Raw genomic sequence first — 24,248 nt, 5'->3', positions numbered from 1 at the left:
CGAATGTATCGGGTGCCGTGTTGCGTCCAACAACACCGTTGGTTCGTTCGTGTTAACTGCCGTGCGTCTCCCCCGCCCGTGCGCGTTTTCGGTCGTCAGAGCTACCGGAATCACGCACGGGCGAGGTAGGACTGGGCGCGGGTCAGCGGCCAGACCTCGGCCATCTTCTGCTGCATGTCGAAAAGGTTCGAGTGGTGGATTTCCGGATCCCGGTCGCCCACGGCGTCTTCCACGACGATGGGGATGTAGCCGTGCTGCATCGCGTCGAGGGTCGTCGCGCGCACGCAGCCGCTCGTGGACAGGCCCGCGATGAGGACGGTGTCCACCCCGAGCGACGTCAGGTACGAATTCAGCGACGTCCCGAAGAACGCGCTGGCGTACTTCTTCGTCACCAGCAGCTCGGCACACCTCGGCTCGAGGCCGTCGATGAGTTCCCCGTACGGGCTGCCCTCGCAGAACGCGACGAGCGTGCCCGACTTCCTGAAGAACACCCCGGCGTCGGCACCGTCGGCGCGCAGCCGCACCTCGGTGATCACGACGGGGATGCCGGCGGCGCGGGCGTCGGCGAGCAGCGTGCGCATCGCCGCGACGTTCTCCTCCACCCCGGCGTAGAGCGGGCAGTCGGGGTCGATGTAGGCGCGGGCCGGGTCGACGATGATCAGGGCCGGACGGGTGCCGGGCTGAAGTTCCTGCCCGAACCCGGCGCGGGCGAAGTCGGCCGCCTGGGCGGTGCGATCGGCGAGGGTCATGCGGATTCCTTCAAGGTCGTGGCTGGTTCGAGGGGACGCACGGCGGCGAGCGCGGTGGCGTTCCGACGCGGGAAGGCAAGGCACACCGCGACGCCCGCGGCGGCGACGACGGCCAAGGCCAGGCCCACCGCGCGGACGTTGTCGACGAACCGCGCCAGCTCGGCGCTGCCGAGGGTGCCGAGGGTGCCGCCGTACGCGGCCTGCCGCGCGGGGGCGCTGAGACCGACGGTCGCGACGGCGAGCGCCAGCGCGGTGCTGAGCAGGTAACCGACGTTCTGCAGCGTCGAGCGCAGCCCGTTGGCGATCCCGCGACGTTCCGCGGGCGCGGTGAGCATCAGCGCGCTAGTGCTCGGCGTCATGAACAGCCCGGTGCCGCAGCCGAGGACGAACAGGAACGGCGCCGTCGCCCCGAGCGAGCCGCCGTCCGGCGAGAGCATCAGGGTGACGCCGAGCAGCCCGACCGCGTTGAGTGCCGTGCCCGTTGCGGTCAGCGTGCGCGGGGTGAAGCGCAGCATGAGCGAGCCCGCGGCGGCGGCCGCGACGACGGTACCCACCGCGACGGGCATCACCAGCAGCCCGGCCGCGACGGCCGAGATCCCGCCCACCGCCTGCCCGTACAGCGACACGAGCAGCGTCACCGCGTAGGTGGCGACGGCGTTGACGAGCACCGCGACGAGGACGAGCGCGATGCCGCGGTCGCGGAACAGCGTCAGGTCCACCAGCGGGTGGGTGCGACGGATCTGCACCGCCGCAAACACCGCGCCGAGCACGAGGCTCGCCGCGCCGCACGCCCACGGCAGCCACGACGACGACGTCACCCCCGGCGTCAGCGCCAGCACGACGGCGGTCAGCAGCGCCGTCGACAGCACGGCCCCGGCCAGGTCGAACGGCTCGCGCTCGACGCGACGTCGGGTGCCGCGCGGGATCACCAGCAGCGACGACGCGATCGCGAGCACCCCCACGGGCAGCACGACGACGAACAGCCCGCGCCAGCCGAACGCGGCCGTCGCGGCACCGCCGATCACCGGCCCGACGACCTGCGCGACGGCCGCGACGGTCGCGTTCCAGCCGAGGGCACGGCCCAGGCTGTGCGGCGGGAACGTGTCGGTGAGCAGCGCCGTGTTGTTGGTGACGACGGCCGCCGCCCCGACCCCCTGCAGCACCCGCGCCGCGATCAGCCACCCGGCGGACGGCGCGAGCATGCACAGCCCGGTCGCGACCGTGAACACCGCCAGCCCCGCCAGATACAGCGGGCGCCGGCCGACGATGTCGGCGAGCCGGCCGAACACGAGGATCAGTGCGGTGGTGACGAGCATGTAGCCCAGCAGGATCCACGTCGACTGCGCCGCCGACGCCCCCAGCTCGCGGGTGACGGTGGGCAGCGCGACGGTGAGGCCACTGATGCTGAGGAACACCGCGACCACGCCGACGCTGGTGGCCGCGAACACCCGCCACGGATGATCCCGTGCGGCAACGCTATCCATCGGCGCGACGCTCGTGGACGTCGGTGACGGTCTGCAGCGCCTGCACCAGACGCAGGCACGTGTCGTCGGCCCACGGCCGGCCCACGATCTGCACGCCGACGGGCAGGCCGTCGACGACGCCGGCCGGGGCCATCACCGCGGGCAGGCCGAGGTAGTCGAACAGGCCGGTGTTGCGGCCCACGATCGACTGCATGGGGTGGCGCACGCCGTCGATCTCGACGGTGACGTCCGACAGGCGCGCGGCCGTCGCTCCGATGCCCGGGGTGACGAGGGCGTCGATCCCGGTGGCGTCGAAGGCCTGCACCGTCGCGCGCTGGGCGCCGGCGCGGCGGCGCAGCGAGCGCAGGTAGTCCACCGCCGACGGCACCAGCCCGCGCGCGATGCGCACCTGAGTCCCGATGTCGAACTGTGCGAACCGCGCCAGCGCGCCCTCCTGGTTGGCGGCGAGTTCGCAGGTGAGCACGATGGTGACGTCGTCGTGCAGGCGGTGGGCGTCGGGAATGTCGACGGGCACCACCTCGGCGCCCAAGTCCCGCAGCGCGGCGACGGCCGCCTCCCACGCGGCCAGCACGCCCGCGTCGCACAACTCGGTGAACCACGTGGTGGGGACGCCGAGCCGCACGCCCGCCAGCGACGGCACGCCGGGAGTGCCGGGTTCGGCGAGGCCGGCCTGCACCTGCCGCGCCACCGCATCCGGGGCCGCGGCGGGGTCGAGGCCGTCGGGTCCGGCAAGGACGTCGAGGACGACGCGCAGGTCGGCGGCGGAGCGGGCCATCGGCCCGATGTGGTCGAGGGTCCACGACAGCGACGCGACGCCCGTGCGCGGGACGAGCCCGTAGGTGGGCTTGATGCCGGTGAGGTTGCACAGAGCGCTGGGCACGCGGATCGAGCCGCCGGTGTCGGTGCCGAGGGCAAGCGGGACGAGGCGCGCGGCGAGGGCGCCGGCCGAGCCGGTCGACGAGCCGCCGGTCCAGCGGCTGCGGTCCCACGGGTTGATGACGGCGCCGTAGCGGGCGTTGTGCGGCGCGCCGCAGGCGAATTCGGTGGTCGCGGTGATCAGGACGGGGATGGCGCCGGCGGCCCGCAGCCGCGCGACGGCCGTCGCGTCGGTGTCGGCGATGCGGTCGCCGGTAGTGTGCGAGCCCGCGGTGACGGGCGCGCCGGCGACGTCGACGATGTCCTTGACGCCGAAGAAGATTCCCTCGAGCGGACGGGCGGTGCCGTCACGCCAGCGACGATCGGAGTCGGCGGCGGCCTCGTCGGCGCCCTCGACGACGGCGAGGATCGCCCCGCCCACGAGCGCCGGGGCGGCCCAGCGGGCGCGCAGCGCGGCGAGCACCGCGGTGGGCGTGGTGGTGCCGTCGGCGTAGGCGGTGAGCAGGTCGAGCACGCCGAAGTCGTGCAGCGCCGCGTCGGTGCACGGGGTGTATTCCGGGGCAGGGACGGGCGGGACCGGGACGGGGCTCGCGGCAAGCAGCGCGACGGAATGGGCGGGCTCAGCGGGTGGGGCGTCGGGCGCGGGCGGCAGCGGCGCGAGTCGGGAGGTCTCGAGCAGGGACCTCATGTCGGCGCGGGCCTGCGGCAGCAGGTCGTCGACGGTGGTGGCCGCGGCGGCGGTGAGGTCGGGGTAGTCGGTGGTGGTCATCCGCTCACCTCCAGCGGTAGGGCACTCGGCCGGGGCAGCGGCGCGGGCCGGAGGGTGCCGGAGGTGAGGTCGGCGAGCAGGCGCAGCACGTCGGGGCGACGGTCGCGGGCGAGCGGGAAGGCGGCGCGCACGGCCGGGACGGCGTCGAGGTCGAGGGTGAAGCGCAGCGTCTCCCCCGCCCGGTGCGCGGGTGCCTGCGCGACGATCTCGCCGTTCGGGGCGATGACGCACGAGAGGCCGAAGTAGTCGACGGTCACGCCGTTGAGGGTTTCCGGCCCGGCCCGGTTGGCGGCGACGATCCACATCTGCGATTCGAGGGCGCGGGTCTGCAGCTCGGCGAGGAACAGGTCCTCGCGGGTGCCGAGGGACGAGACGATCGCGAGCATCACCTCGGCGCCCAATGCGCGGGCGGCGGCCCAGTTCTCGGGGAAGGTGCGGTCGTAGCAGATCACGCAGCCGAAGCGGGTGCCGAACAGGTCGGCGGTCGCCGGGGCCTGGCCGGGCGCGAAGTGGTATTTCTCGTCGATGTCGACGTCGCCGACCTTGCTCGCGGGCAGCGAGAGCTTGCGGTAGGCGGGCACTGCGCCGCCGTCGGGGGTGCGCCAGGTGACGACCTCGCCTGCCGGGTCGACGAGGACGACGGAGTTGTGGGTGGCGTCGTGGGTGGTGCGCTCGTACAGCCCGAAGGCGATCGCGCAGCCGAGTTCGCGGGCGAGGTCGCCGAACAACGTGGTGGCCTCGCCGGGGACGGTCTGCGCCCAGGGGGTGCGGTCGACGTCGTGGCTGGTGCAGAAGTAGGGGGTGGTGATCAGTTCGGGCAGCACCACCAGGTCGGGGACGGCGCCGGTCGCGTCGGGTGCGGCGGCGGTGCGGACGAGGGCGGCGAGGCGGGCCAGATTGCCGAGGAGGTCCTCGGTGAGTTCGCCGGCCTGGACGATCGCGACGTCGAGGGTGCGCGGATGCAAGAGGGAACCTCCGGGTGTGGGGTGGCGGGTGGGGGCGCGGCTCGGGGCACGCGCCCCCACCCGCCGCTCGGGGTCAGGCGGCTTCGGCCTGAACGGTGGTGCGGCTCTTCATCAGCGGCTGGATGCGGGTGCCGAAGTTCTCGATACCCTCGACGAAGTCGTCGAAGGTGAGCATGATGCCCTTGATGCCCTCGATCTCGGCGACCTCGTCGAGCATCTTCGCAACTGTCTCGTACGAGCCGACGAGGGTGCCCATGTTGAAGTTCACCGCGCCCTCGGGCAGGGAGATAGTCTTGGCCGTCGAGGCGTCGTCCGCGGTGGCGTCGGCGGCGGACTGGTCGGCCATGTAGCCGAGGGCGGCGAGGTCGGCGTTGTCGTGGTAGTCCTGCCACTTCGCCTGTGCCGCTTCGTCGGTCTCGTCGGCGATGATCATGAACAGCGTCAGGGCGCCGACGTCGCGGCCCGTCTTGCTCGCCGCCTCGACGAGGGTGGCGGTCGCGTCGGAGATCGCGGTGGGCGTGTTGATGCCCGTGCCCATGATGAAGTTGTAGTCGGCCATCTCGGAGGCGAACTTCATGCCGCTCTTGGACTGTCCGGCCGCGACGATCGGCACGGCGCCGCCGGTGGGGCTCGGCGAGAGGACGCACTCGTCCATCGTGTAGTGCTCACCCTTGAAGTTGCTGACGCCGTCGGCCCACAACTGCCGCATGACGGTCACGTACTCGGTGGCCTGCTGGTAGCGGTAGCCGAAGTACTCCTCGCCCGGCCACAGGCCCATCTGCGTGTATTCGTTGGGCGCCCAACCGGTCACGATGTTGACGCCGAAGCGGCCGGGGGCGATCGAGTCGATGGTCGACGCCATGCGGGCGACCATGGCCGGCGGCAGGGTGAGGATCGGGGTGGAGGCGAACAGCTTGATCTTCTCGGTAACAGCCGCGAGGCCGGCCATGAGGGTGAACGACTCGAGGTTGTGATCCCAGAACTCGGTCTCGCCGCCGAAGCCCTTGAGCTTGATCATCGACAGGGCGAAGTCGAGGCCGTGCTTCTCGGCCTTCTGCACGATCGTCTTGTTGAGCTCGAACGACGGCATGTACTGCGGGGCGCTCTTGGAGATGAGCCAGCCGTTGTTGCCGATGGGGATGAAGACGCCGATTTCCATGTCGCTCCTGAAGCTGCGGGGATTCGAAGAAGCGGTGGGGCAACACCGCCCCGCGCGCTATGACTTCGAATGTATGCAGGGGTTATTGCCGGATCGGAGCCCATGGGTAACGGACTTGTTGCCCCGGTTAACGATCTTTGACGGACTCCGCACGCCCCAGGTGACCGATCGGGGCCGCACTCCCCCGCTGCACCCATTCCACGGCGAAGTTCCGGTGCACCGGCGCGCCCGCCGCGCCGTCGATGCGCGCGAGCAGCAGTTCGGCGGCAGCCGAGGCCATGTCCTCGAGGGGCTGGCGCACCGTCGTCAGGTCGAACATCGACCAGCCCGACGCGTCGAGGTCGTTGTAGCCGACGATCGACACGTCGTCGGGCACGAGCAGACCCAGCCGCTTGGTGGCGTCGAGGGTGCCGTAGGCCATGTAGTCCGTCGCGCAGAACATCGCAGTCGGCCGGTCCGGCCGGCTCAGTAGCTCCATGCCGCCCTCGTACCCGGTCTTCGCGTCCACCGCGCCGCGGTGCACGAGCGTCTCGTCCAGCGAAACGCCGTGCCTGTCGAGCCCCTCCCGGAAGCCGGTCTCGCGCAGCTTCACGCTCGGGTTCTCCAGGGGGCCGGAGATCAGCCCGATGCGCCGGTGCCCCAGCTCGATCAGGTGGTCGGCGACGAGCCGGCCTCCGCCGACGTTGTCCGAGGTCACCCGGTCCACCCGCCCGGCCTGGCTGCCGTCGACGTCGCGGTTGAGGATCACCAGCGGGATCTTCCAGTCGATCATCTCCGACACGATGGGCGAGTCCAGCCGCGCCGAGATGAACACGACCCCGTCCACCAGCCCACCGCGTAGCGCCAGGATGTCCTTCTCCAACGACCCCTCGGTCCGGTCGCTCATCAGCAGCATCCGGTAGTCGTGCTGCGCGAACCGGTCCTGCAGCGTGTTCACCAGCGTCGGATACGACGGGTTCCGCAGGTCACCGCTGACCACCGCGATCGACGACGACCGCCGCGTGATCAGGCTCCGCGCCGTGATGTGCGGGACGTAGCCCATCTCCTTCGCCAAGGCCCGGATGCGCTCTCGGGTTTCCTCGATGACGCGCGGGTCGCCCCGCAGGGCACGCGACACCGTCGACTGCGACACGCCTGCGGCGCGTGCGACGTCGTAGCTGGTGACCGACTTGTTGCCCACGCACGGATTCTAGGTGCGCGCCGTCCCTTCCGGCGCTCAGGCTTGCACCCGTCGACGACGGGTTGGACCCATTGCAGTACGCCGAATGGGGTGCAAGGTACCCACTACGGCGCAATGTCGCCATGAGCCACTCAACATTCACTTCAGTGGACGACGCGGTCAACAGTTGACACGCATAGGGCGACGGCTGCGGCTTCTGACAGATTCGCCCCCCAACGTCGCTGATCGGGGGTGTAACTGCTCCGGCGCCCAACGGAACCCCGCGGCTCCGTAGCTGATGACCGAATCATTTATCACCGCAGAATTCAGCAGAGCGTGGAGGTCGCCCTCGTACCGCCTACAGAATAACGGAGAGTACCGCCGCCCAGGTATCCCGTGCGGACGCTGCAGCCATTCCTGGATGGCGCTGCGGGACAGTGACGCCTCGGTCGTGTACCGGTCCTCAAAATCACGCCCTGATCAGCGCTATCGCGATACGCTCGCTACACGGATCACTGCAATTTCGGCCGCTTCCGTGGAGGTGCCGTGGAATGACGAACGAGGCACATAGCGCAGCTCCGGGGTGGTATCCGAGCCCTGACGGCAGCATGCGTTACTGGGACGGCAGCCAGTGGTTGGATCTTCCCGCACCCCCTCAGCCGAACGCCGGACCACCACGCTGGAAGTCCCTGATCCAGAAGCCGATCGCGTGGGGTATCGCGGCCCTCCTCGCGGTTGTGGCAGTCGCGGGCATCGCCTGGAAGGTCTCCCACGATGCCGAGATCGAGGCTCAAGTTGCTGCCGCCGAGGCCGCGGCGTCGGCGGCAGCACAAAGGGAAGCCGATCGGATCGCGGCCGAGAAAGCAGAGGAGGAACGACGCGCAGAGGCAGAGCGCTCCGTGCGAAGAGTAAGCGTCACCCAGATCGAAGCAAGTATCAAGCAAATGGCCGAGAAGCACGCCAATTCGTCGATCATCGATGGACCGATCCTCTCCGTGTCGTGTTCGCCGGTCGGAGGTGGCTCCATAGACGATCTCACCGAGATGACAACGATATTCGAGTGCTTCGCGGCAACGAAAGACAACGGCGATGGCACGATGAGCGGCTACAAATACAACGCGACCATGAACTGGAGCACCGGGAGTTTCACGTATGGGTTCGGAGCCCCCTGATAGCCACGCCGCTCCGGATGTTGGCGCATGTTCATTCCACGGAGAACAAGGCCCCCAGAGTCACCATCACCATATCGGAGATCATGAGCGGAATTTTGCATTCGTCGGTATTCGGGCTCGCCGGGCATCCCTTCGTCACGAACTCGTCGTGCTGCGTGTATACATGCTGGAGCATTTCGCTCAGGCTCTCGTGATATGACGCATCCACGCTTCGCATCGCGGATCGCTCGAAGAACTCGATGTACGCGCGCCGCACATACATGCACGCGACCGGATCCACATCCTCGCGACATGATGTCGAAGTCATTTGCTCGAACTGCTCCGCCATCGACGCCGCCTGACGGGTGGTTCGAGGGGCAGGCGGAGCCGTCGTCGCGCGCGACGCGGAGGTGGAAACAGTCGTCGACTTGGAAAGGGCTGCCGCACGATCCGGAGCAGGGTCACCACCGGTCGACGCTCCGCATGCTCCGAGCACGGCCACAGCCACCGAGGCGACAACCGCGATGGGAATCCTCATCGACGAAGTGTCCCACTATCGTCAACGCTCTAGGCGCAGATCGAAGCGAAAACTACTGCAACGACCAGCGTTTCCGATTCTTTCGAGCCGACACCGGACTGATCCCGTCAAATCCGATGGCAATGCGACGCCGAAAATACTGCAACTACCAGCTCAGGGCCCGGCATTCACCCGATCTTGGTCCACGTTCCGCAACCATTGGACTTGAAAGCCACGTCCGACGAACTAATGGTCACCACCGACGCCCCTGACACGTTGTCGTTGGTGATGATGTCGTCGAACTCGCCGGAAGTACCAGAAAGTCGCTCCCAATAGCAGTACGACCCGCCGGCGGTCCGATACGTCCCGGGGTTGATGTCGCGCCCGACGAGGTGCATGCCGTTGCCAAATGTGGATTTGGCTGCGTCGGCTTCCTTCGGCAGCAACGCTGCCTCGCGCTTGTCGAGTTCCGCCGAACGAGAGTCTGCCGCCGCGTGCGCGTTGTCGGCGGCGCGCTGCGCGGTCGAGGCAGCCGCCGCCTGCTTCTTCGCATCGTCGAGGGCTGCGGCGGCCTCTGCCTGTTCGGCCGCGAGTTGGGCGCGCTGATCGGAGACCGCCGCAGCGACGGAGGTGTCGATCATCGCCTGGTTTTCCTCGTCGGAGGGCGTGCCGGCGACACCGATCCCCACGCCCACGGCGAGGGCGGCGACGATACCGACGATCCACGGCCAGCGCCGCGGATTCCGAACCGGCCCGGGCTCTGACTCTGGCTCCGGTGCAGGCCCGAACCTGAAATTTCCTACAAACTGCACGTCCGAGCTTCTGGCGTGCCACTGCTGTACCAGCGCCCCCGATTGGTAATCTCAGCGACCGAAGCACGCGACCCGAGTTCGGCCGCGGGGGACGCAAGCGGCAGGGTGGTGACGTGGCACAAGGCGACGACCGGTGGGTCGAGGTCTCGAAGTCGGCGTTTCCCAGCAGAAAGCGCCGATCGTACACTCCTCACCAATATTCCGACCAGAGAAAGATCCGCCGATGGTTTCCCCGATGCCGACCCACGAGAAGCACCCTGCGTTGCTGTCCGACATCGATCGCGGGCTGATCAAGATCCCTCAGTTCCAGCGCGAGTTTGTGTGGACACTGCAGAATTCCGCCAATCTTCTCGACAGCATCGTCAAGGGATTCCCCGTCGGTACCTTCATCTTCTGGAATACCCGCGAGCGACTGCGCACCGTCCGCAACATCGGGGCGGCCACCCTACCCGATGCGCCCGACGGCGTCGAAGTCGCGTTCGTTCTCGACGGTCAGCAGAGATTGACCAGCCTTTATGCGGCGCTCAAGGGTTCGAAGATCACGAGGCCGTCCGGTGCAATCGACGACTTTTCGCAGATCTTCCTCGATCTCGGCGCCAGCGAGCACGATCAGATCGTCATTACGGACATATCCGAACTCGCTCCGGGATCGTGGATCAGCCTGCACGACCTGTTGCACGGTGGCACGAAGGTGGCACGGACCTACGCCGATGAGTACCTCGACAACATCGACGAGTACCGGCGTCGCCTCGATTCCTACGACTTTCCCATCGTGAAGGTCTCGGATGTCGAGATCGATGTTGCCACGGAGATCTTCACGCGCATCAATGTCGGTGGCAAGTCACTGACAACGTTCGAGATCATGGCTGCGAAAACGTACGACGAATCCCGCGACTTCGACCTGACAGCCCGATTCGACGACCTTGTCACCCGCCTCGAAGCGGTGGAGTACGACACCGTCTCGGATGCAATCCTGCTTCAACTCGTTTCTATGATTCTCGACGGCGAGTGCACCAAGAAGTCGATCCTTCGACTTGCGAAGGACGACTTCATCGCCTGCTGGCCGCGCGCCATCGACGCCCTCGAATCAGCGGTGGAGTACTTCCGCGCCACGTACCGAATCCCTGCCTCGAAGCTCCTGCCATTCAACGCGCTGCTCGTACCTTTTGCCTACTTCTTCTACCACCATCCAGGGAAGCCGAATCCGCAGCAGCGCAGGCTTCTCGAAGACTTCTTCTGGCGTTGCTCGCTGGGTGGACGCTATTCGACGTCCGCCGATTCTCGGCTCGGTCAGGACAAGCACCGGATCGATCGCATCCTGGCCGACAAATCTCCCGAATACGATTGGGCCGTCAACATCAGCCCCGACTTCCTGATTCGAAACGGCGTGTTCAGCACCAGTCGGGCATTCGTCAAAGCGATCCTGTGTCTGTACGCGTACCAGGAACCGAAATCGTTCGAGGACAACGCCAAGGTCCACATCGGCAACGCGTGGCTCAAGGCCGCGAACAGCAAGAACTACCATCATTTCTTCCCCCGCTCGTACCTGAAGAAGAAGGGCTACTCCGATCGTCAGGCCAACAATGTCCTGAACATCACGATCGTCGATGACTACCTCAACAAGCGGCAAATCGGCGCCGATTCACCGGCGAAGTATATGAAGCGATTCGACAGGACGAACCCGGAGATCGACAAGACGATGGACTCGCACCTGATCGGGAACTTGCGACGATTGATCGGGTGGTCGGACGACTACGACGCGTTCATCAGGAACCGCGCAGAGCGGGTCAGTGCTGAATTGTCGAAGCGGATCATGGATCGAGCCATTGACCGAGACGGCCTAATCCTGCCCGAGGACGACGCCGGCACCTTGGATTGATCGCGCCCGGCGGGTATCGGGTCCATTCATCGAAGATGACTCGATCGAGCGCAGTACCTGTGACCTGGGTCTGGACACGCGCGCCTGCCGGTGCCGTCGGCGTCGGTTCCCTCCGCTAGCCTTTCCACTGCGGCCCGACGGACTTCCGCTGCGATGAGCAGCTACGGACATGTCCCCACCCGCACGACTGAATTCGTGCTGCCCAGGGGACCTGACCGTGACGTTGCTTCGTACATCTGCCCGCCGGATCGTCGATCTCGATCGACCCGATTCGGTGGCGGAGCAGTTGTTGGAGCAAATGTTGTTTCACACCGGCCGCCGCCCAAGTGAGGCCGAGCAGAAGTCGTGGAGCCGGAGCCTGCCGGTTTTCGCGCAGGATTTAGTCGATGCCGGCCTTGGCGATGTCGAGATGCTGGTCGAGTACCATCTCCCGCTCACGTCGCAGCGTGCCGACGTCGTGCTCGCCGGTGCGCATCCTGTCACCGGAGCGGTCTCGTACGTCGTCGTCGAACTGAAACAATGGTCGGCGGCGCGGCGCTTCGAGGACGATCCCGAACTCGTCGAGGTGGCGGGAATGCCGGGCGGCCCGAAACTACACCCGATCGCGCAGGTCAAGGGCTACTGCGACTACCTGAACGATTTCGCGCGCGCTGTGGCCGATCAGCCCGACGCCCTCGCCGGCATCGCATACCTTCACAATGCCACCGACCCAACCGCGGTGGCGGAGCTGCGCAACTATCCGAGCGGAATCACCGGCCGACTGTTCACCGCCGCCGACCGCGGCGACATGCTCGAATTTCTTCGCACCCGGCTCGCCCCAGCCCCCGGGCACACCGCCGGTGACACACTCGTGCGGTCTGCGGTGGCTCCGTCGCAGCAGCTGCTGAAGGTGGCCGCCGCCGAGGTGCGCGACCGGCCGCAGTTCCATCTGCTCGGCAACCAACAGTTGGCCGTGGGCCTGGTACTGCACGAGGTCGAAATGTCTCGTGCCGCGGACCACAAGCGCGTTGTCATCGTTACCGGTGGACCCGGTAGCGGCAAGAGTGTGATCGCACTGTCTCTGCTCGGTGAGCTGGCCCGCCGTGGCCGCACCGTGCTGCATGCCACCGGGTCCCGTTCGTTCACCCAGACCCTGCGTAAGGTCGCCGGGGCGCGCGCCCCGCGGGTGCAGAAGATGTTCAAGTACTTCAACCAGTTCATCTCGGCCGAACGCAATGGCCTCGACGTGCTGATCCTCGACGAGGCACATCGCATCCGTGAGACTTCCGTCGATCGGTACACCCGCGCCGAGCTGCGCACCGATAGACCGCAGATCGACGAACTTATCTCCGCGGCACGCGTCCCGGTGTTCCTGCTCGACGAACACCAGGTGGTGCGGCCCGGTGAACTCGGCTCGCTCGAACAGATCGAGCGCTACGCCGCGACCCTGGGCCTCGAAACCCATCACGTGCACCTCGGGGAACAGTTCCGCTGCGGAGGCAGCGAGGAGTATGTGCTATGGGTCAAGCGTCTGCTCGGTCTCGTCGAGGGTGGCCCGGTCCGATGGACGGGGGATCCGCAGTTCGCGGTGCGCGTCGCCGAGTCCCCGGAGGAACTCGAGTACCTGCTCGAGCAGCAGCGCGGCCGCGGATACTCGGCACGCATGACCGCGGGGTACTGCTGGCCGTGGAGCAACCCGGACAAGGACGGCCGACTCGTTTCGGATGTGCAGATCGGCGCGTGGGCACGGCCGTGGAACAGCAAGAGCGAACGCCGCACCGGTGAGGCACCGCCGGCCGCGTTGTGGGCCACCGAGGACGGGGGTTTCGGGCAGGTCGGTTGCGTCTACACCGCGCAGGGGTTCGAGTACGACTGGAATGGCGTCATCCTCGGTCCTGACCTGGTGTGGCGGGAGGGGAGATTCGTGACGGTCCGTGAGGCAAACAAGGACCCTGACTTCAAGAACACGAAGAAGATCAGCGATCTTCGATTCGATCGTCTGGTCCGAAATGTGTACAAGGTCCTACTCACACGAGGAATGATCGGCACCGTCCTCTACTCCACTGACGAGCCAACCCGTCAAGCGTTGAGAAGCCTGATCTCCGAACCCACCCGATAGTTTCGACAAGAACTCGCTCGATGGTTCATCGAGCGCGGCCCGACGTCCGGGTCCCGTTCGAATCTCAAGTCCGAAGCCCGACATGACGGCCGATTGGGTACAAAGCAAGACCATCTGAACTGGGCGGTTCGCGAACGGGCTGACGCGTATTCGAATCCTTCGCCGAGAATCAATCCTTCGGTCGAGTCGGAATCAGCAGGAGTTGGGTTCACCGATCTTGACCACTGAAAGCACCGCATCCCCTTCACCGACCGGCTCACCCACGCCCGGGGTCTGCCCGACCACGATCCAGTTCGAATCGAGCACCTGATTTCGACCCCGGCCGGTGGCGTCGACGCTGCGCGAATAGAACACACCGAGCTCCTGAATCACGTTCTGCGCGTCCTGGAGATTCATGCAGACGACCGGAGGCATGGGCACAGTCGTCACAACCGGCTGCGCCGGCACGGTGCTGGTGGCAGCGGCAATCGGGGCCGGAGGAATGGTCGATGCAGGCGCAGGCGTGGAGGTCGTCGAGGACGGCAAGACCGGTCGAGTTGTGGAGGACGTGGCGGGCTTCGCCGAAGTCGACGTGACGATGGGGGCGGCCGATGGCTCCGACTTCTCCTCGGCTCCGCATCCGGACAGCAGTGTCACGGCGCCGACGGTCGCCAGCAGCACCCCGCCGTTCCGCAAGTGCGCCTCGGCACCCACCCGACCTGTCCTACGCAGACGCGAAGCGGTACTCAGCATGCAGTGTCTCCTTCAAAGCGTTTGGTCGGTCGACGCGGTGACTACCGCACTCCCCCGGGGGAATAGAAAGTTCTTTGGACACAATGGAATCGGTCACGCAGGCGCCTTCGTTACAGGCCCTGCGCAGGGCTCTCCGATTCCTGGTCTCACGCCCACACCCCACGCTGCGCCAGCACCCACCGCACCGGATCGAGGCACCGGAAGGGAGAGATGCCGCTGTGGTGCAACCGGTCCCCGACCGGTGACTCCCCGAGCGCCGACACGGCGAAGAACCGGCTGCGCAGTGAGGCACCGGTGTGCGGCTGGTCCACGGCCATCACCACCGAGCGGGCTTCGAGTTTGTCGAGGAGGCTGCGGACTTCCTCGTGCAGCAGTCTGCCATCGGCCTCGTTGTAGGGTGCGTACTGCAGACTCGGGTCACGGGAGAACGCGGCGCCGCGCTGAGACATGATCTCGCTCCAGTCGCTGCCGTCGACATGCTCGAGGGCCTGCAGTGCGTCGAACTTGGAGAGGACGACTGCAAGATTCGGTGTGCCGTCGCCGATGATGGACAACACGGTCCGCAGCACCGAGCGGGGGTCGCCGCCGACGCGTTCCTGAGCCGGGACCAGGTCGTGGAGCTGCTGCCGCACGGATTCGACCTTGAGCGGATCGAACATGAATACGACGCCGTCGGCCTGCGCGAAGAAGCGCAGGTGCGGGGCGTGCGCGTTGTCCGGGTTCTCGAGGTCCTCCCCTGCCACGTCCCGCAGCACCAGGTACTGCCGAATGCCGTTCCACAGGCCGAGACTGAAGATCAGCGGCTCCCGCTGGTACGGGTTGCTCGTATGGGCTGCAGGGGTGGATTCGAGGATGCCGCGTTCCTCGTACAGCGGCCTCTCGTAGAGCTCGCGGTAGGCCTGTTCGGTCTCGGAGGTCGCGGGCTCGACCACGCAGTTGAGCCGCTCGCCGAGCAACTGCAGGGTCTTGACGAGGACGGCGAGGTACACGGTCTTGCCGGTGGCGCGGGCGCCAGCCATCGCAACACAGGTGGCATGGGCGCCACGCCACCCGGTCGGCAGCCGATAGTGGCACGTCGAGCACACTTCGGCGACCGGACCGCCGGCCTTGTCCTCGGCGTCGCTCATCGGCGGCAACCAGTCGTCCCCGGACCCCGAGGGCCGCTGGAGTTCGACGACCTTGCCGGACCGCACGGGACTGCCGTGAAAGACAGTCGCGACGTCGTCGACCTCGATCTCGTCCGGCGCGGTCGGGGTCCAGGCGTAACGGTCCGACGGGAGCACCGTGAAACAACGTGGGCATTTGGTCATCGCCGCGCACCTTCCGATTCCGGTGTCGCCGACAGTCCTGCCACGAGCGACGTCACCGTTGCGAACAATTTCTCCGGGCTGGAGAGCCAGTCGGAATCCGTGCCCGCCGTTTCGCCGGCAGTCGACACGGCGGTGGCGAGGCCCGCCGCAGCATCCGAGGTGGCTGCACACAGGATCACCGGCCGCCGTCGCACACCCGGCACACCCGTGCCGGTGTGATCGGCGGGTAGTGCGTCGGTCACAGTAAATACCAGCGTGGGGGTGTTGTAATTCGACCGGTCGATCTCCGCGGAGCGGAACCCCACTCCCAGTGGCGCGGCGTCCAGTTGCGCCTGGACCTGGTCGGCGACGTGCCGCAGCTCGACGACGGGCAGCGACCTGAAGGATCGGCCGATCAGATGGACCTGCAATTCTTCTCGGATTCCGATCACCGCCGTGATACCGGTGAGCACGTCCACCGCCGCGCGAACACTGCCGTCCTCGATGAGCGGCAGCATCGACATCGTCGTATCGATATCCACCTCGACGCGCAGCCGGCGCGCCTCAGGCAGCCGGTCCACACCGAGGGCGCCGCGCGCCGCGGACCGCGCGCGGGCACCGAGATCGCTGAGTGGGACGTCGACCACAGTCTTGCGGGCCGTGACCGCAAGACGCTCCCCCGCGGGGGCGATCGTCGCAAGCTCGACGTGATGAAGACCCGACACGTCCAGCGGTGTCAGCTCGGCCCGATCCGGGTCGGCGCTGCGGCTACTGTCCTCCCCGATTGTGGCCTGCAGCACGGTCCCCTGAGGAAACACCACTGCGCCGCCCCCGGGGCGAGCGGCCACGACGATCTCATGGGTGACTCGGGGCAGCACAAGGAAGCCGGGCTTCGGGTAGAGCGCGGACGTCTCCGGGGCACCGTCAGGCGTCATCGCCTGCACCTGGACCGTCACGGTGGTCGCATCGACCGTCACGGCCAGCGGCTGGTGCGGCAGGTCTACTACCCCTGCCCCGTCGAGCACATATCCGGGCATCAGTCTCGTCCTCCCCGTATCCACGCACTGCACATCTGCACTGTCCTCACACCCGCCTCGGCGTCGCCCGACCCGGCGACGATCGCTCCGCATCGGCTCGGCGCTCGTCGAGCCACCTCCGGACGAACCCGGCGTACACGTCGCACGCGTAGGCGACATCGCGGTGTCCGCGCAGGTGCAGTTCCTCGCGGATCGCGTCCATCAGACCGTGCACCCCCAGCGGGCCGCGGTAGCTGGGCCGTTTCATCACCGTCGACGCCACCTCGTCCAGAAGGGAACGCCGCACACCACGCGATCCGACCTCGAACCGTGCCAGAACGTCGCGCTGGTCCAGCACCGACCGCACCCGCGGCGCCGACGGAGACGTGAACACCGCGTGTGCCATCAGCCAATAGGCGTCGAGCGCACCGGATTCCACCAGGGAGGCCAGCGCATCGACGACGAACCGTGCGTCCTCGTCCACCGCTCGGACGAGCGCCTCCCGGTGCTGGTCCGGAAGGTCCGGCACCGGGAGGCCCGATTGGGGTGGGGTCTGCGCCCACAGCGCGACAGTGAAGATCGCGAGCCGGGCGAGCAGATCCGTGGGAAGGTCCGCTTCGTAGCCTTCCGCGTAGTCCTCCAGGACGGGTAACACATGCACGTCGAGTGCCCGGCGCAGTGCCGGTCCGCTGATCGCAGCCCAGCGCTCCTCGTTCCGGATCAGCGCCCACGACACCGCGAGGTCGTCCAGGTACGGATCGGCCGCCCACCTCGACGCCCCATCGCGAGCGCCGGGTTCGGCCAGATGGCGGACGAGCGTCTCGAGCTCCGGTCCCCACGGTTCGCGGACGACCACGTCCTGCAGGAAACGGGGCGCAACGGCCTCGGGAAACGCGCCGACGAGTCGGCACCACTGCTCCGCCGTCCAGCCGTGCCCGGCGACCAGCGCCGGAACATCGCTCGGAGCCCAACTGCCTTCCCGCGATTCGTGGAGTGCCCTCCACAACGCGACCGGCACCAGCTCGCTCCGTATTCGTGCTCGATCGAATTCTTGTTCCGCGAGCGCGAAGACGCCGTCGGCGATCAGCACACACTCGGGCTCGGCGATGCGCTTCGGGTCGGAGGCGAGCTCGTCGAGGTCGGGTACGTCCAACAGTCCGTCGACGAGCCATTCGAGTACGGGAGGCGCAAGCCGGGAGCCGAGCGGACGCCCCGCGAACACGGGATGGGCGGTCAGTGCGGGCTGCAGGAATCTCACGCGCGTCGACGCAGAGACCTGCCCGACCTCCGCGACGAACGCGGCACCGTCTACCCGATCGCACAAAATTGGGATCACCGCCCGCTCGAGCACCTCGAAGGCCACGTCGACGCCGCGATCGCGGAGGAGGTCGGCACGCACGAGCAGATCGATCGTCTTGAGGGCATCGAACGCGACATCGCGCAGGTTCCCCCCACCTCGTGCGCGCAAGCGCAGATCGCCGAGTATCGCGTCGGCCTCGGCCTGCAGATCCTCGGTTCGAGTGCACGACTCGACGACAGCGAACTGCTCGGGTCCCGCCCGACGTACCCAGTGGACGTCACCGAGCGCGCGAAAGGCGAACACGGTGCCGGCGAGCTGCCGGACTGCAAGCGTGACGGCGTCGTCAACCTGCCAGCGGGCGAGTGTTTCCTCCGCCTGCTGTGTGGTCGCACCGAGTCGCTCGTCCACGATTCCGACGATCACGTGGGCGAGATCGGGTACGGTGGCGGCATCCATCGGGGACTCCGCGAGTACGACCGAGGCGGCCTCGTCCAGTGCGTCGTGCAGGCCCGGGTCGGCGACGACGGCCATCGCCAACGGCCACGCCTCGGTCAGGTCGCGATCACCCACACCGGACGCGATCGAGTCCTGGCGCGCGAGCGCTCGATGCGCTGTTCCGATGTCGAGCAGAACCGTCTGCGCGAGCACCGACCAGTACGTCACCGGAACGAGATCGCCGTTCGCGACGGAGTGCGGCTCACCGTCGAGTTCCCCCAGTTCGGGAGTCTCGTTCTCGCCCAAGACAGTGCAGCCGGGACTGTCTCCGGGCAGGTCCGACAGCGGAACAGCCACCAGGTTCGCGCCGCGTGCCACGGCGTCGTCGATGGAGTGCAGACGGTCGAAAGTGGACCACCCGAAGCGCCGGGCGGCGCCGGGTGACATGAAGTGCGAGACGGCCCCGATCCAGAGTGCGGCGGTGTCGGGATCCTCGCATCCGAACACCACCGCCGGGCCGCCGCGCAGGGACCGCGCCACCGCGTCGAGGAGGACGCTGAAGACACCGATCCGCCAGGTTCCCGGATCGAGCAGGAATCCGAGTGCGGCGTCGCGATCGACGATCCCCCCGGGTCCGGGTGCCGTGGCCGGCAGGGCTGACTCGGCGACCTCGTCGGCACCGTACGGGACCAGCCAGTCCGTGGACCGCCAGCGCTCGATCGGACGCACTCCGTCGCCGGGCGCCGCACCGCGATCGAGCACGGCGTGGGCAAAGACATTCCCGGGGCGGCCGGAGGCGTCCGAGCCGGCGGGCACGGTGTGCCAATAGCATCCGGCCGCGTCACGGATGTGGGCGTACATGAGCCGCCGCGGCCGCCGGGCGACGTCCTCGACGGTCGGAAATCGGGGCATCGGCTGCGGGGAATCGAACCGGGATACGACTCCCGCGCGGAGCAGTTCCTGTTCGTCGGCGTCGAGGTCGCCGGACACCTCTTTGACCTGCCAGCCGCCGCCGGATCCGGTGCCGGGCCGGTCGAACGAGGTGTAGCTGAGTTGACCGAACCGTGGCGATTCGGTCTCGTCCCTCCGAGCGGTCATCGCACGTCTTCGCGCGGCACGTCGTCACCGATGAGGTGATCGCCGATGAGATCGAGCCGGATGTGTTCGATCGGCGGATCGATCAGCGCGATGGTACGGCTCTGCTCGGGCCGCACGTCGGCGAAGACCCGCACGTACCCGGTCAAGTTCGAAACGTCGACGGTCCACGGTTGGCTCCACTCGCGATGCAGGCCGCGCGGATGGAAGCTCCGGGCGCCGGGCTGGGTTCGCCCGTCCCCGCGGACCTCCAGCGGCCGGCCGTCCCGAGCGCTGAGCGGCAGCCGGGTCTGGTTGTGCACCACAACGAACGGTGGGGCCGTCGGGAGTTCGACCTGTGAGGCGAGCCGTACGGCGAGCGCGACACCACCGGCAGTGCGGCGAGTCTCGGTCGTGTACTGGATCCGCAACAGACCCGGGTAGTCGACGGTGGCGGGGATGCCCGCGATACGCTCGCCGGCCGTGTAGGCGACGGCGACGACGTGGACGGCACATCCCTGCTCGGGCAGCGGGTTCGACAGGTGCAGGCCGCCGTCGCGTTCGTACGCCGCTCGGGAGATCTCCGCGAAGGGGCGCTGTTCGATCGCATGCTCGGCCGGAACCTGTGGCGAGCTCACGTACACCGACACCGATGCCGCACCCTCCGGCCACGGGAAGGTGAGCACCTGCTCGGTGCAGCGCTCGACGATCCGCACCTCTCGCGGCGCGGGCAGCGGCCTGGTCGCGATGACCGTGCGCCCCACCTGCACGTCTCCGTCGAGGACGGTGACGGGCGTGAAGTAGGCCCGTACCCAGCCGCGCGGCCAGGAGACGTTGCTCATCCGGTGTTCGCCGTCGCCTCCGACGGTCACCGGATGGACCAGTCGTGCCGAGGTCGGCAGCCCACCGGAGACGTCGAGTGCGCCCGCCGCGAGCAGCGTCCGGTCGATGCCCGGCCGCGGCGCGGTCTCCGTTCGATACATCACCACGGTGCCGATGTCCGGTGGGGTCCAGCCGAGGTCGAAGTGCAGGTCGTCGCTGTCGCCGTGGGTGGCGACGTGCAGGTCGGTGACGGGCTCGAGCACCGCGGACACGAGGACTTCCGCCTGTGCTGCCGGGGAGAGTCTGGTGTGCCCGTCGACGTCGACCTCGCAGATCGCGCGGTAGAGGTAGCGATGCCCACGCTGCGGGTCGCGGTCGACGAATCCGCCGAGATTGGGCTGGTCGGGCAGGATGCGGTGGCGTGGGTCGTTGGTCACGGGGGTTCGGCCGTCGAGCGGGATGCGCAGTACCCGCACACGGGTGACCCCCGGCCACACCGACCACTGGCCGATCACGGCGCCGTCGTCCTCGACGACCACGAAGGCGGCGACCGGGCTGAGGACATGCCCCTCGGCGATGAGCACGGGCTGGCGCCGCACCGCGTCGTGCTGGTCGCGTCCGGCATGTGCCCATACCTGCAGGTGCCGCACCGCGGCGGCCGGAGCTGCGATGTCCATGAGGAGGGTTCCGCGGGTCACGCCGACCAGTCGTCCGGCCTCCGGCTTGTAGGGACGGTGCGTCTCACCGGCGACGACGCGGTACAGCACCGTCTGTCCGGACCGATCCGGCAGCGGTGACCATTCGAGCAGGTGCCCGCCGCCCGGTTCGGCCGTGACGGTGATCGCCCCGACCTCCTGATCGGACTCCCCGTGCATGAACTCGCAGAAGTCCTCGGTGCGCAGGTCGACCAGGTGCTCGCTTCCGGGAACCGGCGCCGGCGGAACCGGCGGTTCGGGCGCCGGTGCCTCCGCCGTCGGCGACGCCTCGGTGACGAACTCGCCGGGCTGGGCCGACGTCACCACGTGGACGATTCCGTCGACCAGTGGTTTCGCCTGGCGTGGCAGCATCGGTTCGATCTCCTCGGCAGTGCGCCGATCGGACCGAATGATCTGCTGCAGATGCGTGTCCTTGAGCAGGCCGGGACGAAGACTGCCGTCGTCGATCTGCTGTTGTCGCCACAGCTGCAGAGCCTCGAAGACAACGTCGGGCATTGTTCCACTCGCTCTCAGAAGTTGATGCCGTCGGCGACGGGCGCAGCGAACGGCGCAGGGGCCGGACGGTCTCCGCGGTCGTGCGTCGGTTCGGCCGGTCGCAGCTCGAGGTCGGGCACCTGCGGAATGTCGACCGGTGCTGCGGGGTGACCGTCCGACAGCATGGTCCGCAGATCCTCCGCGGTGATTCCCTCCGTGTACTGGGTGGTGACCGCGACAAGCCCGCAGCCGGCGGGGGTACGGGTCGACACCGTCTCCGCGACGGTGGTGAGGCCCCTCATCGCCGCGGTATCGGAGAAGACGGCCGGGTCGAAGAACCCCTCGGCCGCAGGTTGTCCGACTCCGGCCAGGAACTCGTCGATGCCGTAGCGACGCACGGCCCCGTCGGCGTGATGTTCGATGGTGTCGAGCAGCTCGCGTGCCAAGTCGCCACGTGACCCGGACAGCTCGCCGAGTGCCCGCTCCCACATCAGTGCCGCCCCCCTCGCCTGACGTTCGCCGCGGTGGAATCGGAGGGACCACTCGTCGAGGGGGGAGCCGGACCCGGCTCCGGCCTTCGCGGCGAGCAGGGAGGGGTCGCGATCGATGTCGAGTCCTGCGGCACCGAGTGAGGAACCCGCGGAACCCACGACGGCGTCCCACGCCTCGGTCAGCCACCCCACACCGAACATGTCCTGCCGCAGCGCGTCTGCGACTCGCTCGACCTGCGCGGCCTCAGGGCTACCGATGCCGACGGCGCTGTGCCGGGGCATCCCCCATTCGATGCTGCGGCCGACTGCATGGGTGTGGTCGGTGACGCCGAGCGGCTTCGCCAGAAATGCTCCGAGTGCGCGATTCCACGACAGGAACTGCCGATACGCGGCAGTGAGGTTCTCGATCTCACGGAGGGCGGATCTGAGATTCCTCCGGTCTGCTGCGGCCGCCGCCGACGCCGCCTCGCGTTCGACGAGAAACTGCTCGAGGTACTGCTGCGTGCGTTGGCAGATCCAGGCCACGACGCCCGCCCAGGCGAGTACGCACACTGCGATGACGGGCCCGCCGGTCCACCACGAGATCAGCTCCCGCCAGGCCAGCACGCCCGCGACGATCGCGGCGGCGAGGAAACCGAGCGTCGCGATGCGTACCTGGCGGAACATGCGCGCCTGCTGTTCGGCGCTCGCTTCGGCCAGATCGCGGGGCGCTTCGGCGGTGTTGAGTCGCTCGAGCAACATGCCTGCCTCAGCGATGCCGGCCGACAACCCGTCGGCGAGGATCGATCCGAAGGTGACCGCGAAGCTTCGGCGGACGCGGCCCACCCAGCCCGCCAGTGCGGCGCTCGTTCTCCGCGCGTCGAGCCCGATCGTCGGATCCTGTTCCAGCTCCCGCAGCCGTGCCTGGAAGTCTCTGATGCCGAGGAGGTCCGGAGCTTCGGCGGCGTGGACGTTCAGCGTCGCCGAGACGACGCCGGGGATGTCGGTGAACTCGTCGTCCGGTCCCGGCACGATATCCGACGCCGAACGCAACACCGCTCGGTGCGCGCCGACCTGAATGGTCGGCAGACCCGGTGACCGTTCGGCGGCGTCGGCGAGCGTGAGGGCGGCGCGAGCATAGTCCCGCCACAGCGAGGAGAGGTCGGGCGCCGCGGACTGTGGCGTGTTCGTCGCTCCGTCGAGTGCTGCGCCGATCTGCCGGGACGCCGCCTCGTACTCGGACCATCCGACCCTGCGGCCGTCCGCGTCGACACCGCGGACCACCACACGGCTGGCACCCTGCGCCGATCCGAACAGCGTGGACTGTGCCGCCGAAGCGACCGCGGCCGAGGCGCGGTGACCGACCCGGGCGGCCCACTGGGCCGGGGCGTTGCGCAGCACTGCGACGAGGAACGAGAAGAACATCGTCAGGGCCTCGGTGAATTTCACCTGGCGCGGAGCGTCGGCCGGGGGCGCGCTCACGCGCTCGCCCTGGAGCAGGTGCCGGTGCTTGACCCACAGTGCCTGGGCCATCGTTCGGGTGGCGGCCGGGACGTCGTCGGCGTACACGACGGCAGTGCCGGCGTCGCGGGGCAGCGGCAGCTGCCCGCCGAAGTCGAGCAGGTGCGTGCGCAGCTCGTGCTCGGCACGCGAGGTGTCGAGTCGGCGGTAGAACGACCGCACCACCCGCAGCGTGCTTCCCGGCAGGACCGGCTGCTCGTCGAACGGGGCATGCTCCGCATCCGTCCACAGACCCACGATTCCGGCGATCACCGGGGCGGCGTGGCGGCCGACGTCGATCGGATCGGTGGTTACGGTGAGGGACTCGTGGCCCATTCCCGGACCCCGCGAATCCTCCGGTGCGACAAGCAGGTTGTGCCAACCGGCGAGCGCAACCGCGACCGAGTCGGAGGGGGTGTCGCCGGGACGACGCAGCACCGTCCGCAGTCGAACGAGGCGGGCTCCGCCCGAGTTCGACGACAGGAGGTCGGCGAGCGTCCTTTCCGACTCGACCCGAACGGGATCGGCGTCGCATGCTCCCGGCACGATCACGCACAGTCGCACCACATCGACGCGACGCGACGCGAGCACGTCCTGCAGCACCACCGCTGTGTCCGCACCCCAGGCGGTTTCGACGGACGGGATGCGGGCACCACCCGGCGCGACGCCGGCGTCGTCGACCCACACGAACGGTGCGACCAAGCCCGCCGTGGACAGGTCGCGAAGGACGTCGCGCACCCCGAGCGCCGGCCCGGTGGAGGCAAGGAACACCGTGAGAACACTCTTCACCGAATCGGCCATG

17 protein-coding genes are annotated in these 24,248 nt (G+C 68.1%); 3 read left to right on the top strand and 14 right to left on the bottom strand.

Going from position 1 to position 24,248, the window contains the following annotated elements; all coding sequences use genetic code 11:
* Positions 1 to 110: 110 nt before the first annotated feature.
* From ACM26Y_RS08630 to ACM26Y_RS08605, 6 genes are all read right to left on the bottom strand, one after another.
* Complete coding sequence (locus tag ACM26Y_RS08630; RefSeq protein WP_416063210.1) at positions 111 to 749, bottom strand: isochorismatase family protein; 639 nt, start codon at positions 747 to 749, stop codon at positions 111 to 113.
* Positions 746 to 2,233 carry an MFS transporter gene (locus ACM26Y_RS08625; RefSeq protein WP_416063209.1) on the bottom strand — a complete coding sequence of 496 codons (1,488 nt, stop codon included), beginning with the start codon at positions 2,231 to 2,233 and terminating at the stop codon, positions 746 to 748. The genes ACM26Y_RS08630 and ACM26Y_RS08625 overlap by 4 nt, the downstream gene beginning before the upstream one ends.
* Positions 2,226 to 3,878 (bottom strand): amidase, encoded by a 1,653-nt coding sequence (locus tag ACM26Y_RS08620; RefSeq protein ID WP_416063208.1) that lies wholly within the window; start codon positions 3,876 to 3,878, stop codon positions 2,226 to 2,228. The genes ACM26Y_RS08625 and ACM26Y_RS08620 overlap by 8 nt, the downstream gene beginning before the upstream one ends.
* Complete coding sequence (locus tag ACM26Y_RS08615; protein WP_416063207.1) at positions 3,875 to 4,843, bottom strand: carbon-nitrogen hydrolase family protein; 969 nt, start codon at positions 4,841 to 4,843, stop codon at positions 3,875 to 3,877. The genes ACM26Y_RS08620 and ACM26Y_RS08615 overlap by 4 nt, the downstream gene beginning before the upstream one ends.
* Before the next feature lie 73 nt (positions 4,844 to 4,916).
* Positions 4,917 to 6,002, bottom strand: a complete 1,086-nt coding sequence (gene rutA / locus ACM26Y_RS08610) for a pyrimidine utilization protein A (RefSeq protein WP_416063206.1) — start codon at positions 6,000 to 6,002, stop codon at positions 4,917 to 4,919.
* Positions 6,003 to 6,129: 127 nt separating this feature from the next.
* Complete coding sequence (locus ACM26Y_RS08605; RefSeq protein WP_416063205.1) at positions 6,130 to 7,182, bottom strand: LacI family DNA-binding transcriptional regulator; 1,053 nt, start codon at positions 7,180 to 7,182, stop codon at positions 6,130 to 6,132.
* Positions 7,183 to 7,712: 530 nt separating this feature from the next.
* Here ACM26Y_RS08605 and ACM26Y_RS08600 point away from each other — a divergent pair.
* Positions 7,713 to 8,333, top strand: a complete 621-nt coding sequence (locus ACM26Y_RS08600; RefSeq protein WP_416063204.1) for a DUF2510 domain-containing protein — start codon at positions 7,713 to 7,715, stop codon at positions 8,331 to 8,333.
* A 31-nt stretch (positions 8,334 to 8,364) separates the two neighbouring features.
* Here the strand turns inward: ACM26Y_RS08600 and ACM26Y_RS08595 are convergent, their stop codons facing one another.
* Together ACM26Y_RS08595 and ACM26Y_RS08590 are read right to left on the bottom strand one after the other, a co-directional pair.
* Positions 8,365 to 8,850, bottom strand: a complete 486-nt coding sequence (locus ACM26Y_RS08595) for a hypothetical protein (protein ID WP_416063203.1) — start codon at positions 8,848 to 8,850, stop codon at positions 8,365 to 8,367.
* Between the two features lie 167 nt (positions 8,851 to 9,017).
* Positions 9,018 to 9,524, bottom strand: a complete 507-nt coding sequence (locus ACM26Y_RS08590; protein ID WP_416063202.1) for a hypothetical protein — start codon at positions 9,522 to 9,524, stop codon at positions 9,018 to 9,020.
* A 352-nt stretch (positions 9,525 to 9,876) separates the two neighbouring features.
* Here ACM26Y_RS08590 and ACM26Y_RS08585 point away from each other — a divergent pair, with 352 nt between their 5' ends.
* Complete coding sequence (locus ACM26Y_RS08585) at positions 9,877 to 11,520, top strand: DUF262 domain-containing protein (RefSeq protein ID WP_416063201.1); 1,644 nt, start codon at positions 9,877 to 9,879, stop codon at positions 11,518 to 11,520.
* A gap of 217 nt (positions 11,521 to 11,737) precedes the next feature.
* The gene (locus ACM26Y_RS08580; protein WP_416063200.1) at positions 11,738 to 13,618 is read left to right on the top strand and encodes a DNA/RNA helicase domain-containing protein; all 1,881 of its coding nucleotides are present in this window, start codon (positions 11,738 to 11,740) and stop codon (positions 13,616 to 13,618) included.
* 192 nt (positions 13,619 to 13,810) lie between these two features.
* On the opposite strand, the gene ACM26Y_RS08575 is transcribed toward ACM26Y_RS08580, so the two are convergent.
* The 6 genes from ACM26Y_RS08575 to ACM26Y_RS08550 all read right to left on the bottom strand — a co-directional run bounded on the left by ACM26Y_RS08575 (position 13,811) and on the right by ACM26Y_RS08550 (position 24,247).
* On the bottom strand, positions 13,811 to 14,350 hold the full coding sequence (locus tag ACM26Y_RS08575; RefSeq protein WP_416063199.1) for a hypothetical protein: 540 nt from the start codon (positions 14,348 to 14,350) through the stop codon (positions 13,811 to 13,813).
* Positions 14,351 to 14,496: 146 nt separating this feature from the next.
* Positions 14,497 to 15,660 carry a TRAFAC clade GTPase domain-containing protein gene (locus ACM26Y_RS08570; protein WP_416063198.1) on the bottom strand — a complete coding sequence of 388 codons (1,164 nt, stop codon included), beginning with the start codon at positions 15,658 to 15,660 and terminating at the stop codon, positions 14,497 to 14,499.
* Positions 15,657 to 16,676, bottom strand: a complete 1,020-nt coding sequence (locus ACM26Y_RS08565) for a hypothetical protein (protein WP_416063197.1) — start codon at positions 16,674 to 16,676, stop codon at positions 15,657 to 15,659. The genes ACM26Y_RS08570 and ACM26Y_RS08565 overlap by 4 nt, the downstream gene beginning before the upstream one ends.
* A 46-nt stretch (positions 16,677 to 16,722) precedes the next feature.
* On the bottom strand, positions 16,723 to 19,488 hold the full coding sequence (locus tag ACM26Y_RS08560; protein WP_416063196.1) for a hypothetical protein: 2,766 nt from the start codon (positions 19,486 to 19,488) through the stop codon (positions 16,723 to 16,725).
* A complete protein-coding gene (locus ACM26Y_RS08555; protein ID WP_416063195.1) occupies positions 19,485 to 21,497 on the bottom strand; it encodes a hypothetical protein in 2,013 nt (670 codons plus the stop codon). Before ACM26Y_RS08555 ends, ACM26Y_RS08560 begins: the two co-directional genes overlap by 4 nt.
* Positions 21,498 to 21,511: 14 nt before the next feature.
* Positions 21,512 to 24,247 carry a magnesium transporter gene (locus tag ACM26Y_RS08550; RefSeq protein WP_416063194.1) on the bottom strand — a complete coding sequence of 912 codons (2,736 nt, stop codon included), beginning with the start codon at positions 24,245 to 24,247 and terminating at the stop codon, positions 21,512 to 21,514.
* Between the last annotated feature and the right edge of the window lies 1 nt (position 24,248).

The organism is Rhodococcus indonesiensis, from assembly GCF_047782815.1.
Taxonomy (GTDB): Bacteria; Actinomycetota; Actinomycetes; order Mycobacteriales; family Mycobacteriaceae; genus Rhodococcus; species Rhodococcus indonesiensis.
Note: the sequence above shows the minus strand (reverse complement) of the source record. Positions and strands in the feature narration are given on the sequence as shown.

Coding starts and splice junctions, on each gene's coding strand:
- ACM26Y_RS08575 (WP_416063199.1), bottom strand. CDS start 14,350: ATGCTGAGTACCGCTTCGCGTCTGCGTAGGACAGGTCGGGTGGGTGCC.
- ACM26Y_RS08570 (WP_416063198.1), bottom strand. CDS start 15,660: ATGACCAAATGCCCACGTTGTTTCACGGTGCTCCCGTCGGACCGTTAC.
- ACM26Y_RS08555 (WP_416063195.1), bottom strand. CDS start 21,497: ATGCCCGACGTTGTCTTCGAGGCTCTGCAGCTGTGGCGACAACAGCAG.
- rutA (WP_416063206.1), bottom strand. CDS start 6,002: ATGGAAATCGGCGTCTTCATCCCCATCGGCAACAACGGCTGGCTCATC.
- ACM26Y_RS08625 (WP_416063209.1), bottom strand. CDS start 2,233: ATGGATAGCGTTGCCGCACGGGATCATCCGTGGCGGGTGTTCGCGGCC.
- ACM26Y_RS08560 (WP_416063196.1), bottom strand. CDS start 19,488: ATGACCGCTCGGAGGGACGAGACCGAATCGCCACGGTTCGGTCAACTC.
- ACM26Y_RS08565 (WP_416063197.1), bottom strand. CDS start 16,676: ATGCCCGGATATGTGCTCGACGGGGCAGGGGTAGTAGACCTGCCGCAC.
- ACM26Y_RS08630 (WP_416063210.1), bottom strand. CDS start 749: ATGACCCTCGCCGATCGCACCGCCCAGGCGGCCGACTTCGCCCGCGCC.
- ACM26Y_RS08585 (WP_416063201.1), top strand. CDS start 9,877: ATGCCGACCCACGAGAAGCACCCTGCGTTGCTGTCCGACATCGATCGC.
- ACM26Y_RS08620 (WP_416063208.1), bottom strand. CDS start 3,878: ATGACCACCACCGACTACCCCGACCTCACCGCCGCCGCGGCCACCACC.
- ACM26Y_RS08595 (WP_416063203.1), bottom strand. CDS start 8,850: ATGAGGATTCCCATCGCGGTTGTCGCCTCGGTGGCTGTGGCCGTGCTC.
- ACM26Y_RS08550 (WP_416063194.1), bottom strand. CDS start 24,247: ATGGCCGATTCGGTGAAGAGTGTTCTCACGGTGTTCCTTGCCTCCACC.
- ACM26Y_RS08600 (WP_416063204.1), top strand. CDS start 7,713: ATGACGAACGAGGCACATAGCGCAGCTCCGGGGTGGTATCCGAGCCCT.